The sequence below is a fragment of the Streptomyces sp. NPDC005878 genome (assembly GCF_040629815.1).
GTDB lineage: Bacteria > Actinomycetota > Actinomycetes > Streptomycetales > Streptomycetaceae > Streptomyces.
Map to the genome: position 1 here is coordinate 114,579 of NZ_JBEXWK010000002.1, position 14,700 is coordinate 129,278.

The 14,700-nt window shown below is 69.2% G+C and carries 17 protein-coding genes; 6 read left to right on the plus strand and 11 right to left on the minus strand.

Going from position 1 to position 14,700, the window contains the following annotated elements; translation table 11 throughout:
- Positions 1 to 281 precede the first annotated feature (281 nt).
- Positions 282 to 2,063 (plus strand): glyoxylate carboligase, encoded by a 1,782-nt coding sequence (gene gcl, locus ABZ404_RS04115; RefSeq protein ID WP_358831657.1) that lies wholly within the window; start codon positions 282 to 284, stop codon positions 2,061 to 2,063.
- A gap of 175 nt (positions 2,064 to 2,238) precedes the next feature.
- Complete coding sequence (locus tag ABZ404_RS04120) at positions 2,239 to 2,460, plus strand: hypothetical protein (RefSeq protein ID WP_358831658.1); 222 nt, start codon at positions 2,239 to 2,241, stop codon at positions 2,458 to 2,460.
- Between the two features lie 68 nt (positions 2,461 to 2,528).
- Here the strand turns inward: ABZ404_RS04120 and ABZ404_RS04125 are convergent, their stop codons facing one another.
- The 9 genes from ABZ404_RS04125 to ABZ404_RS04165 form a co-directional block, all read right to left on the minus strand.
- Positions 2,529 to 3,416 carry a DUF6415 family natural product biosynthesis protein gene (locus tag ABZ404_RS04125; protein WP_358831659.1) on the minus strand — a complete coding sequence of 296 codons (888 nt, stop codon included), beginning with the start codon at positions 3,414 to 3,416 and terminating at the stop codon, positions 2,529 to 2,531.
- The gene (locus ABZ404_RS04130) at positions 3,413 to 3,601 is read right to left on the minus strand and encodes a hypothetical protein (protein ID WP_358831660.1); all 189 of its coding nucleotides are present in this window, start codon (positions 3,599 to 3,601) and stop codon (positions 3,413 to 3,415) included. The genes ABZ404_RS04125 and ABZ404_RS04130 overlap by 4 nt, the downstream gene beginning before the upstream one ends.
- Positions 3,602 to 3,659: 58 nt before the next feature.
- Positions 3,660 to 4,529 (minus strand): helix-turn-helix transcriptional regulator, encoded by an 870-nt coding sequence (locus tag ABZ404_RS04135; protein ID WP_358831661.1) that lies wholly within the window; start codon positions 4,527 to 4,529, stop codon positions 3,660 to 3,662.
- Positions 4,526 to 5,251 carry a DUF6879 family protein gene (locus ABZ404_RS04140; protein ID WP_358831662.1) on the minus strand — a complete coding sequence of 242 codons (726 nt, stop codon included), beginning with the start codon at positions 5,249 to 5,251 and terminating at the stop codon, positions 4,526 to 4,528. Before ABZ404_RS04140 ends, ABZ404_RS04135 begins: the two co-directional genes overlap by 4 nt.
- Before the next feature lie 427 nt (positions 5,252 to 5,678).
- A complete protein-coding gene (locus tag ABZ404_RS04145) occupies positions 5,679 to 6,149 on the minus strand; it encodes a DUF4429 domain-containing protein (protein ID WP_358831663.1) in 471 nt (156 codons plus the stop codon).
- 201 nt (positions 6,150 to 6,350) lie between these two features.
- On the minus strand, positions 6,351 to 6,611 hold the full coding sequence (locus tag ABZ404_RS04150; RefSeq protein WP_358831664.1) for a hypothetical protein: 261 nt from the start codon (positions 6,609 to 6,611) through the stop codon (positions 6,351 to 6,353).
- A gap of 823 nt (positions 6,612 to 7,434) precedes the next feature.
- On the minus strand, positions 7,435 to 8,892 hold the full coding sequence (locus ABZ404_RS04155) for a catalase (RefSeq protein ID WP_358831665.1): 1,458 nt from the start codon (positions 8,890 to 8,892) through the stop codon (positions 7,435 to 7,437).
- Between the two features lie 186 nt (positions 8,893 to 9,078).
- The gene (locus ABZ404_RS04160; protein WP_358831666.1) at positions 9,079 to 9,993 is read right to left on the minus strand and encodes a 2-hydroxy-3-oxopropionate reductase; all 915 of its coding nucleotides are present in this window, start codon (positions 9,991 to 9,993) and stop codon (positions 9,079 to 9,081) included.
- Positions 9,994 to 10,057: 64 nt separating this feature from the next.
- Complete coding sequence (locus tag ABZ404_RS04165; protein ID WP_358831667.1) at positions 10,058 to 10,912, minus strand: TIM barrel protein; 855 nt, start codon at positions 10,910 to 10,912, stop codon at positions 10,058 to 10,060.
- Positions 10,913 to 11,046: 134 nt separating this feature from the next.
- On the opposite strand from ABZ404_RS04165, the gene ABZ404_RS04170 reads away from it, so the two are divergent.
- Both ABZ404_RS04170 and ABZ404_RS04175 read left to right on the plus strand, forming a co-directional pair.
- The gene (locus tag ABZ404_RS04170; protein WP_358831668.1) at positions 11,047 to 11,298 is read left to right on the plus strand and encodes a hypothetical protein; all 252 of its coding nucleotides are present in this window, start codon (positions 11,047 to 11,049) and stop codon (positions 11,296 to 11,298) included.
- A 53-nt stretch (positions 11,299 to 11,351) separates the two neighbouring features.
- Entirely contained in the window at positions 11,352 to 11,663 is a 312-nt protein-coding gene (locus ABZ404_RS04175; protein WP_358831708.1) for a helix-turn-helix domain-containing protein, read from the plus strand.
- A 147-nt stretch (positions 11,664 to 11,810) separates the two neighbouring features.
- On the opposite strand, the gene ABZ404_RS04180 is transcribed toward ABZ404_RS04175, so the two are convergent.
- Both ABZ404_RS04180 and ABZ404_RS04185 read right to left on the minus strand, forming a co-directional pair.
- The gene (locus tag ABZ404_RS04180) at positions 11,811 to 13,094 is read right to left on the minus strand and encodes a site-specific integrase (protein WP_358831669.1); all 1,284 of its coding nucleotides are present in this window, start codon (positions 13,092 to 13,094) and stop codon (positions 11,811 to 11,813) included.
- 421 nt (positions 13,095 to 13,515) lie between these two features.
- Positions 13,516 to 13,863, minus strand: a complete 348-nt coding sequence (locus ABZ404_RS04185) for a helix-turn-helix transcriptional regulator (RefSeq protein ID WP_358831670.1) — start codon at positions 13,861 to 13,863, stop codon at positions 13,516 to 13,518.
- Positions 13,864 to 14,099: 236 nt separating this feature from the next.
- Here ABZ404_RS04185 and ABZ404_RS04190 point away from each other — a divergent pair, with 236 nt between their 5' ends.
- Complete coding sequence (locus tag ABZ404_RS04190) at positions 14,100 to 14,348, plus strand: helix-turn-helix transcriptional regulator (protein WP_358831671.1); 249 nt, start codon at positions 14,100 to 14,102, stop codon at positions 14,346 to 14,348.
- A gap of 65 nt (positions 14,349 to 14,413) precedes the next feature.
- Complete coding sequence (locus tag ABZ404_RS04195) at positions 14,414 to 14,656, plus strand: hypothetical protein (RefSeq protein WP_358831672.1); 243 nt, start codon at positions 14,414 to 14,416, stop codon at positions 14,654 to 14,656.
- Positions 14,657 to 14,700 lie beyond the last annotated feature (44 nt).

The window sequence follows — 14,700 nt, forward strand, 5'->3', positions numbered from 1 at the left end:
TCCGCCGCGTCCGCCGCGACGCTCCCCGCCGCCCGGTCCCTGTCGGCCGGCTCCGCCGGTCCCCTCGATATCCATGTCGTCCACCCCGTGCTCGCCGCCCGTCCGGTCCATCGTCCCCCACCCGCGCCCGCCCCGGAGGCGAACGCGGGGATCCCTTGACGCGCCTGCGCACGCCCCCTATGTTACTTCCATATAGCAGAACTAAACTTCCGCATTACGGAATCACGGCTCTCAGGTGGCGCGACAGAGCCCGATCCGCCAGGCCGAAGCAGGAGCACTCCATGCCTCGTATGACCGCTGCCCGAGCGGCAGTTGAGATCCTCAAGCGCGAGGGCGTCACCAACGCGTTCGGCGTGCCGGGCGCGGCGATCAACCCCTTCTACGCGGCCCTCAAGGCCGGCGGCGGCATCACGCACACGCTGGCCCGCCACGTCGAGGGCGCGTCCCACATGGCCGAGGGGTACACCCGGGCCGGCGCGGGGAACATCGGCGTCTGCATCGGTACGTCCGGGCCCGCCGGCACCGACATGATCACCGGTCTCTACTCCGCGATCGCCGACTCGATCCCGATCCTCTGCATCACGGGCCAGGCGCCGGTCGCCAAGCTCCACAAGGAGGACTTCCAGGCGGTCGACATCGCGAGCATCGCGAAGCCGGTCACCAAGGCCGCGACCACCGTCCTGGAGGCCGCCCAGGTCCCGGGCGTGTTCCAGCAGGCCTTCCACCTGATGCGCTCGGGCCGCCCCGGCCCGGTCCTCATCGACCTGCCGATCGACGTCCAGCTCACCGAGATCGACTTCGACCCCGACACGTACGAGCCGCTGCCGGTCTACAAGCCGGCCGCGACCCGCGCCCAGATCGAGAAGGCGCTCGGGCTCCTGCTGGAGTCCGAGCGCCCGCTGATCGTCGCGGGCGGCGGCGTCATCAACGCCGACGCCGCCGACCTGCTCGTCGAGTTCGCCGAGCTGACCGGGACGCCCGTCGTCCCGACCCTGATGGGCTGGGGCATCCTCGCCGACGACCACGAGCTGAACGCCGGCATGGTGGGCCTGCAGACCTCGCACCGCTACGGCAACGCGAACTTCCTGGAATCCGACTTCGTCCTCGGCATCGGCAACCGCTGGGCCAACCGCCACACCGGCGAGCTGGACGTCTACACCCAGGGCCGGAAGTTCGTCCACGTCGACATCGAGCCGACCCAGATCGGACGGATCTTCGCGCCGGACTACGGCATCGCCTCCGACGCCAAGGCCGCGCTGACCCTCTTCGTCGAGGTGGCCAAGGAGCTGAAGGCCGCGGGCAGGCTCCCCGACCGCGGCGCCTGGGCGGCCTCCACGCAGGAGCGCAAGGCGCGGCTCCAGCGCCGCACGCACTTCGACAACGTCCCGCTGAAGCCGCAGCGCGTGTACGAGGAGATGAACCGCGCCTTCGGCCCCGAGACCCGGTACGTCACCACCATCGGCCTCTCCCAGATCGCCGGCGCGCAGATGCTGCACGTCTACCGGCCGCGCCACTGGATCAACTGCGGCCAGGCCGGTCCGCTCGGCTGGACGATCCCGGCCGCGCTCGGCGTCGCGACCGCGTCCCCCGAGACCCCGGTCGTCGCCCTCTCCGGCGACTACGACTTCCAGTTCATGCTGGAGGAGCTGGCGGTCGGCGCGCAGCACAACATCCCGTACGTCCACGTCCTCGTGAACAACTCCTACCTGGGCCTGATCCGCCAGGCCCAGCGCGGCCTGGACATCAACTTCCAGGTCAACCTGGAGTTCGAGAACATCAACTCCCCGGAGCTGGGCGTCTACGGCGTCGACCACGTCAAGGTCGTCGAGGGCCTGGGCTGCAAGGCGATCCGTGTGACGGAGCCGGACCAGCTGCTGCCGGCCTTCGAGGAGGCCAAGAAGCTGGCCGCGGAGTACCGCGTCCCGGTCGTGGTCGAGGCGATCCTGGAACGGGTGACGAACATCTCGATGGGCGTCAGGATCGACGCGATCAACGAGTTCGAGGAACTGGCCACCGAGCCGGGCCACGCCCCGACGGCTGTCCGCCCCCTCCAGGCCTCATAACGCCTGCTGAACCAAGGGCTCCGGTGCTTCCCGTGGGGGGTGGCGCCGGGGCCTTTCGGCGTTCACTCTTTCGGGTCCGTCCCGCGGCGTTCCACGGCTCCCGGCCCAATCGTGTCGAATCCGAGACGAGTGGAGGCAGGTGGTACGGGCCGGGACGGCGCATACTGGTAGGACCATGACGCAGTCGTCCGCGCCGAGGCGCCACCTGCCCACCAGTCCCTTCAAAGCTCCGGTCGAGCCGCAGGCCAAGACCTTCGCCCTGGGCGACCGGGTCTCCCACGACCAGTTCGGCCTGGGCACGATCGTGGGCGTCGAGGACGGAGTCGCCATGCTCGTCGACTTCGGCTCCCGACGCGCCCGCATCCTGAGCCCCTACACCCGCATGCACCGCCTTTGACCCCAGCACCACCCACACCCAGACCGAGGCCCCGCCCACGATCAGCTGATCTGTGGACGGGGCCTTTGTCATTCAGGCCGTGCGCGTGCCGGTCGCTGAGGCCGTTGGCCCGTAGCGGCAGCCAGGGCCGACGCCGCCACGTCCGTCGGCACGTCCAGTTCCCGCAGGAGTGCCAACTGAGCGAGGCAGCACTCGGCGAGGCGTCGCGCGTGCGCGTACTGGCGGACCGGAACGGCCTCCTCCCGGGCTTGACCCAGCTGACGGTGCGCCTCGGTGACGCCCAGCAGGACGCGGCTGCGCGCGGGGGCCTCGGCCGGCATCCGGGCGGCGGCGTCATCGAGGACCGGCAGCGCCACCATGAGGTAGCCGCGGGCGCGCTGTGTGGCCTCCGTCGCCGCGCTCAGATCGTGCGCCAGGTCGGCCGGCCCGGTGAGGAGCGTGCGACACCTCTGCTCGATGGCCTCCAGATCGGGGCCGACCGGGCCGGACGCCGGGTCGTCGATCCGCTGACGGCCGAGGCGGATCAGCCGGTCCACGCCCGCCGGCGTGCAGAGGTCCCCGACGCCTCGGGGCGGCAGGAGCCAGTAGGGTCCGGGCCGGGCGGTGCGGTGCACGTCGGGGACGCCGACGTAGGTCCCGTGAGCGAGGACTGGGGCATCGGCGCCGGTGTGCTCGATACGAGCGCCGACGGGGAGGAGGACATAGTAGGAAACTCCCACGCCGTAGGCGTCGTGGATGACCGGGCCGTCCACGAGGCGGTCGAGACACGGGCGGACGACGTCCGGATGTCCGCTCTGCGCGACAGCGTGGATGATCTCGGCGGAGATGCGCACCGCGTCGAACGCGCGGCCGGTGGGCAGCATCGCGGTGCCACCTCGCTCCCACTCCAGCCACGCCTTCGACGGGGTGTCGAGTGCGGATGCGAGCCACTGCGCGATGCGGGGGTGTTCCGTCATCCCGACACCGCCCCCACCGCGGCAGCCACGGTGCAGCCGCGGTGCGCATGCGTCGAGGCCTCACCGCCCTCGCCGATGACCACGAGGGTCACGATGTCCGCGCCGGTCTCGTGGCATGCCTCGCACCGCGGGCCCTGTGCGGGGTCGTCCAAGGACTGCTGTTCAGCAGGGGGTTCTGGGGTCATGGCCAGCACGGTAGGGCGACCGATTGCGCGAGGTCCCCGCGATTGCGCCGGATTGCGACTACAGATCCGCGGTTGGCTGCGGTTGCGAACCGCGCTCCATGGAGGACCGGGCGCGACCGATCAGACGGCGGGCCTGCGGGCCGTACACCGCGCCTTCGGACAGCCACTCCCACGCCCGGGTGTAGAGGGCGAGGCTGTCCTCGTCGTCCAGCCACAGCTCGGCGTTGATCGTCTCGACGATGACGAGCCGCTGATCATAAATCCAGAACCCATGCGCCGGTGACCTCTTCAGCGGGGCTCCGAACGGGATGATGCCGAGCTCGATCGTGTCCAGGCCGATCAGGCTCGTCAGCCGGTCCAGTTGTTCAGCCATCACCTCGTACGGGCAGGTGACGACGTACAGGGCGGCCTCCCACACCAGAAAACGGAAGCGTCGCCCGGGTTGGTACAGCGCCTCCTGGCGTCGGACCCGTGTGCGTACGGCCTCCTCGATGTCCCGGGGGAGCTGCCGGAAGTCGGCGTTGGACCGGAAGGTGGAGCGGGCGTACTCCGGTGTCTGGAACAGGCCCGGGATGCGCGCCACTTCCATGCCCCGGATCATCCGGGTGGCGGCGGTCTCCACGATGGCCTGCTCCTGGCGGGCGGCGCGGCCGCCGGCCCACTGGCGACGCCAGGACCGGTAGTGCGTCTCCAGCCCGGTCAGCCGTCCCGTCAGCTCTGCCGCGAGGTCGGAGCGGCCGACTGCCTGGGCCCACTGCGTGAGATCGCCCTTCGAGGGGGTCTGCTTCCCGGTCTCCAGACGGCTCACCTTGGAGCGCTGCCACCCGAGGGCCGCCGCGATGCCCTTGCCGTCGAACCCTGCCTCGACGCGGAGTTCGCGCAGGCGCGCGCCGAGGGCGATGCGGGCGGATTGGAAGTCGCTGCTCACACGACGGAACGTACAGCCCCGACGCCTCGGCGGTACGGGCCGCATGGTGCCTGACAGGCAGCGAGGACTTCAGCCGGGTCCTCGGTGACGTACACCCCCAGGGTGGTGTCGGCCTCGTCGAACGCGAACCTGGCGAGGAAGCGGGAGTCGAACAGCCAGAAGTCGAAGTCGGGCAGACGCAGCTCCTGGGCGCGGGCGCGGGTGAGGTAGCGGATGTCCTCACCGGCCGCCACGTTGCTGGGCGCACTCGCGAGAAGGAAGCGCTGCCCCTCCGTGATCGGGTCGTCGAGGAGCCGTACCCGGCCGAAGAGCTTGCCGGCCGCTGTCTGCTCGGCCACGTTCCGCCGCCACGGGTTCTCGGACTCGGCGGCGACGATGTCCTCGCCCGCCTGCCAGCGCCGCCACTTCTCGCTGGTGCGGTCGGTGGCGTAGCCGCGGCGCGTCTCCAGCCGCCAGGCGGTGTGCCGGAACTCGCGGAAGAGGTGAGCGATGGAGGGGAAGGGCTGAAGCTCGGGCGCGGCAGCACGAGGCGCGTAGCGAGTCATCAGAGCGCGTGGCACGCGTACGAACGTCTCACCGGGCTTCACGTCACGCAGCCGCACCAGATGCTGCGGGTCGGTCTCGCGGACGCCCTGGACGAGGATCTCGTCGGTCTCGGGGATCTCGTACAGGGTGGGGCAGTCACCTTCGTCGCTGGTGGTGCCGATGAAGCGGAGCGTCACGGAGCCCTCCATCTGCTGAACGGAGGACCAGGATGCGGCGGATCGCGCGCGAGCGGGGACGGATTGCAGCAGATTGCGAATGTGGACGGGCTGGAGGTGGCGGCACCTAGAGGCGGACCTTGCCCAAACGCACCGACGGATCGAGCAGGAGCGGGCCCGCGTTGCTGAGGAGACGGCGCGCCACCCACCGAAGACTGGGTGATCGCCTACGCGCGACGCGGCGCGGACAGCCGCAGCCCCCGAGGGCGTGCACGTCGGAGGCGGCCGCACAGTGCCCGCCTGCCCACGGCTGTCAGATGAGGGCAGGCGCTCGCCGCGCTGGGTGAGAGCGACCGGGCTTGCCTGTTCTGTCGTCCGACGTGGCTACACCCAGGTAGCAGCGCCTCGGCCCGGCAGCGCCCGGGAAAGTGGCCGGGCGGCCCGATCGTTACCCGCCGAGGAGCCGGGCCTTCTGCGCCGCGAATTCCTCGGGCGTGAGGACGCCTTGCTGGAGCAGTTCGTTGAGCTTGGTCAGCTCGTCGGCGACCGAGACGGGAGCAGCCGGGACGGGCTGGGGAGCGTGTTGCGTGGCGACCGCTGCGTCCAGGGCTGCACGGAGCTTCTCGAACTCGGGCTGCTGTTTACGCGTGAAGATCACCGAGTTCTCGTCCTTGGCTGCTGTGTTGGTCTGGGTGCCGAAGCGCCCCCGAACCTCGTTGCCGCCAGGGACGGTGAACTGGATGAAGCCGTTCATCACGGGCCCGGCGGGTTTCCACTGCACGGCGCTGATCTGGCTGACGTGGAGCCGCTTTTCGCCTTTACCCAGAGTGGCCCGGGCGAGGAAGCCATGCCGGTTGATGGTGAGGTACTGGCCGTCGAAGGTGACGGCGGTGCCACCGTGCGCGTTGATTGTGATCATGGGGCCCCCGCTCTTGGTAGGGGCATGGTGGCACGGGGGTAGGCGTGGTGAGGGGAAAATGGCGAAGCCCGGCACTCGGCGAGGCTTTGTCCGGGCACGCCGGACGTGGGGCCCGGCATGAGGGCTGATCGTCCGGTATGTGACTACGGCAGGACGGCGGCCCCGCCCGGACTCCGGAACGGGGCCGCTCCACGTCCGGGTTCAGCCCGGGTAGTCCTCGCCGAGCACCTCACGCCGCGCCGCCGTGGCCCGCCGGTTCAGCGCGCCCGTCATCCGGAACAGTGCCACCGTTAGGGCGAGGAACACGACGACGAGCAGCACCTGTGTGATGACGCTGATGACTGAGACGTCCTGGGTGGCGACGGCGATCATCAGCATGATGACGTTGCCGCACAGCCACGCGAACCAGATCCGCAGCTTCTCCACCCGGACCGCCCGCTGTACATCGGAGTACTCCGCCATCCCCACCACCCCGCACTCGATGTGCGCGGGAGCATAGCGCCCGTCAGTGGATGCGTGCCCTGAACTCACGGCCCATAGCTGGGGTCCATGAGGTAGATGGTGACGCGATCTCCGGAGCCTTGAGTACGGGCGAGGCTGAGCCAGCGGTTGCGATGTCCTTCTCGAAGGTCTGCTCATGCTTGCTTGTTTGGAGGGCCGGTGGGTGAACTGCTTGTTGGGCGTGTTGGCGGTGTAGCTGATCCGTGACATGCCGCCTTGGGCGTCGAGCGGGTGGAAGCCCCGTCCCTGTTCCCGTGACGTTCCCGCGGTCGCGAAAAGGATCAAGGCTCCACCCATACGTACAGGTGAAGCCTTGATCAACGAGCGCTCGATTCGGGACCGTAAACCGAACCCAGCACCCGTGCTCCGAAGTGGTGACCGCCCGACGGAACGAGGCTGGGCGCGACAGGACGTTCGCGCCGCCGGGCGGAGCTTGGTGGAGGAGGTGGCCCGGCGGACGGAGTCCGACGCAGCCGGGCGAAGCCTGCGGAGCAGTGCGAGGGCGGCGGGATGGGAGTGGTCGTTCGCGCCGCCGGGCGGAGTTCAGAAGGGGAGGTGGCGGGATCGCGGCGGCGGGCGATTGGTTTGGTCCCGGCTTCTTCCTTCAGGTCAAGAAGGAGCCGGGGCAGACCTTGACCACCGCACTGGCATCGACACGCCGCCGCGATCACCGAGTCGTCCGAGACCACCGGCCACCCCTCATCCGGGCCGATGGTTCGGACTGCGTACGGCACCCGACCTCCCGTCAGGGGCCGTACGCGGTCTGGGGGTTGTGAGCGGAGGATCAGTCCTCGCGCAGGGCGCGGACCGCCTCCTCCACGCGCTTGCCGTACTCGGCGTCCGCCGCGTGGAAGTGGGCCAGATTCTTCTCGATCACGTCGTCGCGGGTCACCTGGGACAGGCCCCCGGCGATGTTCGCGACCAGGCGGGACTTCTCGTCGTCCGACATCAGGCGGTACAGCTCGCCCGCCTGGAAGAAGTCGTCGTCCTTGACGTGGGTCGGGGCCGCGTGGGTGCCGGTCCAGCCCGCGATGGCCAGCGGGGCGGAGAGCGCCTCGTCCGTCTGGGAGGGGCCCGCGTAGGAGTTCGGCTCGTAGTTCTTGTCGTGGCGCGAGCCGTAGCGCGTCGCCATCAGACCGTCGCGGCCGTAGTTGTCCGCCACCGTCGCCCTCGGCGCGTTCACCGGCAGCTGGGTGTGGTTGACGCCCAGGCGGTAGCGGTGCGCGTCCGCGTACGCGAACAGGCGGCCCTGGAGCATCTTGTCGGGCGAGGGGCCGATGCCCGGAACGAAGTTGTTCGGGGAGAAGGCGGCCTGCTCGACCTCGGCGAAGACGTTGTCGGGGTTGCGGTCCAGGACCAGGCGCCCCACCCGCTGGAGCGGGTAGTCGGCGTGCGGCCACACCTTCGTCAGGTCGAAGGGGTTGAAGCGGTAGTCGGGCGCCTCGGACGCCGGCATGACCTGCACGTACAGCGTCCAGGACGGGTTCACGCCGCGCTCGATCGCCTGGAGGAGGTCGGTCTGGTGCGAGTTGGCGTCCTTGCCGGCCAGCTCCGCCGCCTGCTCGGACGACAGGCAGCGGATGCCCTGGTTGGTCTTGAAGTGGTACTTGACGAAGAACGCCTCGCCCGCCGCGTTCGTCCACTGGTAGGTGTGCGAGCCGTAGCCGTTCATGTGGCGGTACGACGCCGGGATGCCGCGGTCGCCCATCAGCCAGGTGATCTGGTGCGTAGCCTCGGGGGAGTGCGCCCAGAAGTCCCAGACGTTGTCCGGCTCCTGCCGGCCCGTGAACGGGTCGCGCTTCTGGGAGTGGATGAAGTCGGGGAACTTGATCGGGTCCTTGATGAAGAACACCGGCGTGTTGTTGCCGACGAGGTCGTAGTTGCCGTCCTCGGTGTAGAACTTCAGCGCGAAGCCGCGCGGGTCGCGGACCGCGTCCGCGCCGCCGAGCGAGTCCGCCACCGTGGAGAAGCGGATGAACGTCTCGGTGCGCCTGCCGACCTGGGAGAGGAAGTCGGCCTTGGTGAAGCCGGTGACGTCGTCGGTCACCTCGAAGTAGCCGTACGCGCCGGAGCCGCGGGCGTGGACCACGCGCTCCGGGATCCGCTCACGGTTGAAGCGCGCCAGCTTCTCCAGCAGGTGCTGGTCCTGGAGGAGGATGGGGCCACCGACGCCGGCGGTGGCGGAGTTCTGGTTGTCGGCGACGGGGGCGCCGGACTCGGTCGTAAGCACGCGCTTCGACATCGTGACCTTCCGTACGGAGCTGCACTGCTGAGCGGTCTGCGGTGTCAGGAGCGTAGGTACGCCCCGAAGCGAACGTCAACAGTTTGTTGAAAAAGAAGTGGGGTGTTCCGGGCGGCGGCGACGCCTGGGCGCGACAGGACAGGTGTCGGCGCCACCGCCGCCCGGAAGTCTGAGGAGCCGGAAGGCTCAGACGCGGGCGCCGGACAGGCGCTCGACCGCGCGCAGCAGCGCCGAGTGGTCGAGGCCGCCATCGCCCTGGGCGCGCAGCGAGGCGACCAGCTGGGCCACCACGGCGCCGACCGGGAGCGCCGCGCCGACGTTGCGGGCGGCGTCGGTGACGATGCCCATGTCCTTGTGGTGCAGGTCGATGCGGAAGCCCGGCGCGAAGTCCCGCTTGAGGAAGTTGTCCTTCTTGCGGGTCAGCACGGTCGAGCCGGCCAGACCGCCGTTGAGGACGTCCAGGGCCGCGGCGAGGTCCACGCCCGACTTCTCCAGGAAGACCACGGCCTCGGCGCACGCCTGGATGTTGACCGCCACGATGAGCTGGTTGGCGGCCTTCACCGTCTGGCCGGAGCCGTGCGGGCCGCAGAGCACGATGGTCTTGCCCAGCGCGTCGAAGATGTCCTTGGCCGCGTCGAAGTCGGCCTTGTCGCCGCCCACCATGATGGAGAGCACGGCCTCGATGGCGCCGGCCTCGCCGCCGGAGACCGGGGCGTCCAGGACGCGGATCCCCTTCTCCTCGGCGTTCTTGGCGAGGTCGACCGAGGTCTGCGGGGTGATCGAGGACATGTCGATCAGCAGGGCGCCCTTGCGGGCGTTGGCCAGGATGCCGTCCTCGCCGTAGGCGATCGCCTCGACCTGCGGGGATGCCGGGACCATCGTGATGATGACGTCCGCGTCCCTGACCGCGTCGGCGATCGAGGAGGCGGCGGTGCCGCCGGCGGCGGCCAGCCGGTCCAGCTTGTCCTGCTCCAGGGTGAAGCCGGTGACCGGGTAACCGGCCTTGATCAGGTTCTCGGACATGGGGGAGCCCATGATGCCGAGGCCGATCCAGGCGATCGTCGGACGGGCGGACCGGGAGGAGTCTGCGAGCGTGCTCATGGGGGGCCTCTCTCAACTGCGGTGGTGCGTCAGGAAGTTCGGGGGGCGTCGGAGCCGGGGGGCCTCAGCGCGCCGCGCGGGCCTCGGCCGGCAGCCACGCGAAGGACGCGGCGGTGTCGGCGGCCTTGTACTCCAGGCCGACCCAGCCGTCGTAACCGGCCTTGGCCAGCTGGTCGAGCAGGGCGCCGAGCGGCAGCGAGCCGGTGCCCGGCGCACCGCGGCCCGGGTTGTCGGCGATCTGCACATGGCCGGTCTTGTCCGCGTAGGCCTCGATGACCTGGGAGACGTCCTCGCCGTTCATCGACAGGTGGTAGACGTCGAGGAGGAACTTGGCGTTGCCGAGACCGGTCGCCGCGTTCACCTTGTCGACGACCTCGATCGAGGCCGGGGCGCTCACCAGCGGGTAGAGCGGCGACTCCGGCTTGTTGAGCGCCTCGATCAGGAGGATCGCGCCGATCCGGTCGGCCGCGCGGGCGGCCAGGACCAGGTTCTCCAGCGCGAGCGCGTCCTGGACCCGCGGGTCGGCGCCCTCCACCCGGTTGCCGTAGAGCGCGTTCAGCGCCCCGCAGCCCACCGAGGCGGCGAAGTCGGCCGCGACCTCGATGTTGGCGCGGAAGCGGTCCGACTCCTCGCCGGGTACGGAAAGGGCTCCGCGGTCGGGGCCCGGCAGGGCGCCCGCGTAGAAGTTCAGTCCCACGAGCCGGGTGCCGGCGTCGTCGAGCGCCTTCTTCAGGGCGTCGAGCTCGGCCTGCGCCGGGGTGGGGGTTTCGATCCAGGGCCACCACAGCTCGACCGCCGTGAAGCCGGCCGCGGCGGCGGCCGCGGGGCGCTCCAGGAGCGGGAGTTCCGTGAAGAGGATCGAGAGGTTCACATCGAAGCGCTGGTCCGAGCCGCGTCCATGCTCAAACAGGGGGGCCATGGGGTTCGGCTCCTTCCGTATTGCGGAAGTTAGTTTCTGCTTGATGGAAGGTTGCAGGGCAGGTGGCGGGCTTGTCAAGAGGGCCCGTCCGATTGACCTCCCGGATCCGGCGATCCGGGCAGTAGGTTGTGCGCGTGCGATTGAGAGTGGAGTTCACGACCGAGCCCTTCGACCTCGACGAGGCGCCGCCGCACGCGGTGGCCGCCCGTGAGGTCCTGCAGACGGCGGCGCTCGACGCCGTGGACGTGGGGCCCTTCGGCAACACCGCCGAGGGCGGCGCCGACGAGGTGCTCACGGCCGTCGACGCGCTCCTGCGCCAGTCCCTGGCGGCCGGCGCCACCCGCGTCTCCCTCCAGGTGAACGTGGTGGGGGAGGGCGAGAAGTGACCGAACCCGCCGACCACCCGCTGGTCACCGCGGTCAAGCCGCTGGTGGACGCCATGGGGGCGGAGATACTGGGCCCCGACCAGGCCCAGCCCGACGACGTGCTGCTCAGCTGGGAGGGCGAGGACGTCATCGCGGTGCGGCTGCCCCAGCTGTCGGACTCCCTCGACCACATCCTGGCCGCCCTGGAGCGCCGCCACGGCAGACCGCTGGCCGAGCTCGACCGCAAGGCCAAGCAGTCGGTCGTACGGACCCTGGAGGCGCGCGGAGCCTTCTCCGTACGCCATGGGGTGGAGACCGTCGCGTCCGCCCTCGGGGTCAGCCGCTTCACCGTGTACAACTACCTGAACAGGGAAAAGATGCCGTGATTGTGGACGCCTCATCCACTGAGGTGGAACGCCCGGAGGTTAAGAAACAGCAGCTCAGGGCCCTTCCGGGCCCTGAGTCAATGTGATGTGAAGTGATGTGCGCAGATGTGGGCGAGTGGACGGGATGTGGATTCCATGCGGACCGGGCTAGGACACGCCCCGGCTCAGCTGGTCACCGTCGAGAGCGTCCCGCACCCGGGTCAAGGAGTCGGCTCGCGCATGCGTGTACAGCCACGTGATCTTCGCGCCTCGCTCGTGCCCGAGGATCCTCTGCGCGTCAGCCTCCGGCACCCCGTTCGCATGCAGCCGCGACGCGAACGCGTGACGGACATCATGCACATGCGGCCACCGCTCGACCCGGCCCGTCGTCGGGTTCTTCACCCTGCGCGCCACCCCGGCCGCCTCCGTGGCGTCGTTCCACAGCCGCCAGAAGTTCGACCGGCCCAGCACGCCCTCGACCGTCTTGCCCTTCAACTTCTCGCCGGCCCGCGGTGAGCGGAAGACAAGCTCTTCCGGGTGCATGCCGCTCTCGGGCGATGTGCGGGTACCGGCCGCGGGGTTCTGCTCCAGGTGCTTCTTCAGGATCCTGGCCGCCCGCGCGGACAGGGGCACGGTGCGGCAGCTGGCGGTCGACTTCGGGTACCGCTTGCGCTGCGGCTTGCCGTGCACCTGGATGACCGTCTCGCGCACCTGGATACAGCCGGCCTTGAAGTCCACGTGACACAGGCGCAGTCCGACCAGCTCGCCCCAGCGCAGCCCGGTCTCCTCGGCGAAGATCAGCATGGGATGGTGGTGCTCGGGCATGTGGGAGCGGATGTCGGCAAGCTGGTCGTAGGTCGGCGGCAGCATGTCATCGGGGTGCTTGGGCTCGGCCTTGGGGAGGCGGACACCGTCACAGGGGTTGTGGGCGATCCGGCGGTCTCGCACGGCAGCGGTCATCATCCGGTCGAGCATCTGGAAGGCCTTGTCGATGGTGGCCTTCCCGACGACCTTGGTCAGTTTGGCGATCCACTCCTCGACGTCGAGGTTCCCGATCGAGACCAGCGTCCATGACCCGAAGTAGGGCTGGACGTGGTTGAGCCAGACGCTGCCTGCCGTCTCGCCGGTGTTCTCGCCGATCCGCTGCGTCACCCGCCACTTCTCGTGCCAGGCATCGACGGTCAGCTTGCCGCGGTCGAGGTCGACGAAGGAGCCGGTGCGGACCTTGTCGCGCATGCTGTCCAGGTGCGCCTCGGCCTTCGCCTTCGCGTTCTTGCCCTTGAAGTTCTTCGAGCGCTGGCGGCCGGCCGGGTCGCGGTAGCGGGCCTGCCAGGGGCCGGTGCAGTCCTTACGTGTTGCTTTGCTGTCCGGCCTGAACTTCTCGGTGCAGTGCTTGCATCCGCACGCTTTGATGCGGATCTGCCGGGGATTGTTCTTGGCCCTAGCCGGCATGGTGAACCTCCTGGCGTTCGGCGGCAGTTCTCTGCCGTGGGACGCGCGAGAGGGCCCGGGGGATGGGGACGTTCTCGCCGCACCAGCATGTCGCACCGCGGTCCGGCTGGGGGGCGCCGAGCCAGGAAAGGAGGGCTCGTACTTGCCGGATGGCCTCGCTGCGGGGGAGGCCGGGGGCGATCACGATGGCGACGCGGTTGCGGTCCCACCGGGGTGCCGCTGGGTTGATCTTCTCCACAACAACGGTTGCGCACATGGAGCCCCCTACAGACGCAGCTAACTGAGCCCGACCGCAGGTGGAGGGTACGGCGGAGGTAAGACGGTACCTCCGTCAACTATCGTTCGTGAAGCGGCAATACGGGGTTGATGCCGCATAGATGCAAGTTGCGCAATGGTTGTACTGGCTTGCCAAGATCTTTTATCAGGAGCGCTGGCGCTCGCTCATGGCGCGCATGGTTGCCATGAGGATCGTGCGGTCCGTTCCGTCGAGTGTGCGCAGCAGGTGAAGGAACTGCCGCTCTTCCTCGTCATCCATGGGGGCGGGGACGTGGCGTCCGGCGGCTTCGAAAACCTCTGCCACGGGCAGGCCGGCACCTTCGGCGAACTTCCGGAGCAGGGCGGGGCTGGGGCCGCGGCTGCCGGTTGCGCGGTCGCCGCTCTTCCAGGAGTGGATCGTGGACGTGGAGATGCCGGAGCGACGGGCGAGGGTCGACAAGGTCCAGTCCTTGTCTCTCATTACGCGCTCGATCAGAGCCGCCAGGTCATCCACATGTAGAAGCATCCGGCATCGTCCACATTCACTACAAGTCGCTGCCCCCCATGTGACCTGCATTGATTTCCGCATGTGGATGCAACGCATATGCCAAAACCCCGGCAAACGGCACAACCTCGCCTTAGATCCCTTGACATCCATCCACATTCGGCGTTGAATGTGGAAACGAAGCCGCCGCTGAGGTTCCACATTCGGCCACGCGGCATCACCGGACGGCCACGAAGGGGCACCACATGCACCGACTGGACAACGGCCACCCGCTCCGTGACGCCATGACGGCGGCCGGACTGTCCATCGAGCGCCTCGCAGAAAAGACCAAGCAGGTCGACCCGGCCGGCTACGGCATCAGCCAGTCCGCCATCGGCAACATGGTCTCCACCGGCACCAGTGGACGCGACCGGTTCTCACGGCGTTCGTGTGACCTGGTGGCGCGAGCCCTCGAAAGACCCGCAGAAGACTTCTTCACCGAAAGGCCCATCTGATCTTTCTGTGGAGCGCGTTTCCACATTCACCGGAAGATCGTCCGCCCTCACTGAAAGGAGGTGCCATGACCCAGCGCAACACCCCCACGCCACTGCTCACGAAGGCCGAGCTGAAGGACTGGCTCAAGGTCAGTGACTTCTGGGTGCGCGACCGCATGGAGAACGACCCCGTCTTCCTTGAGCGGTGCGTAGTCGACCTCGCTCCCGAGACCAGCGACCGCAGGACGCTCCGCTTCAGCGTCCACGCCACCGCCGAACACCTCGGCATCCCCGTCGACTCGACGCCCGCCGTGGCCCCTGCCGCTTAGCGGCTATGCGGCCCCAACCGCCGGGGGCCTAAGCCCGGCAGCCG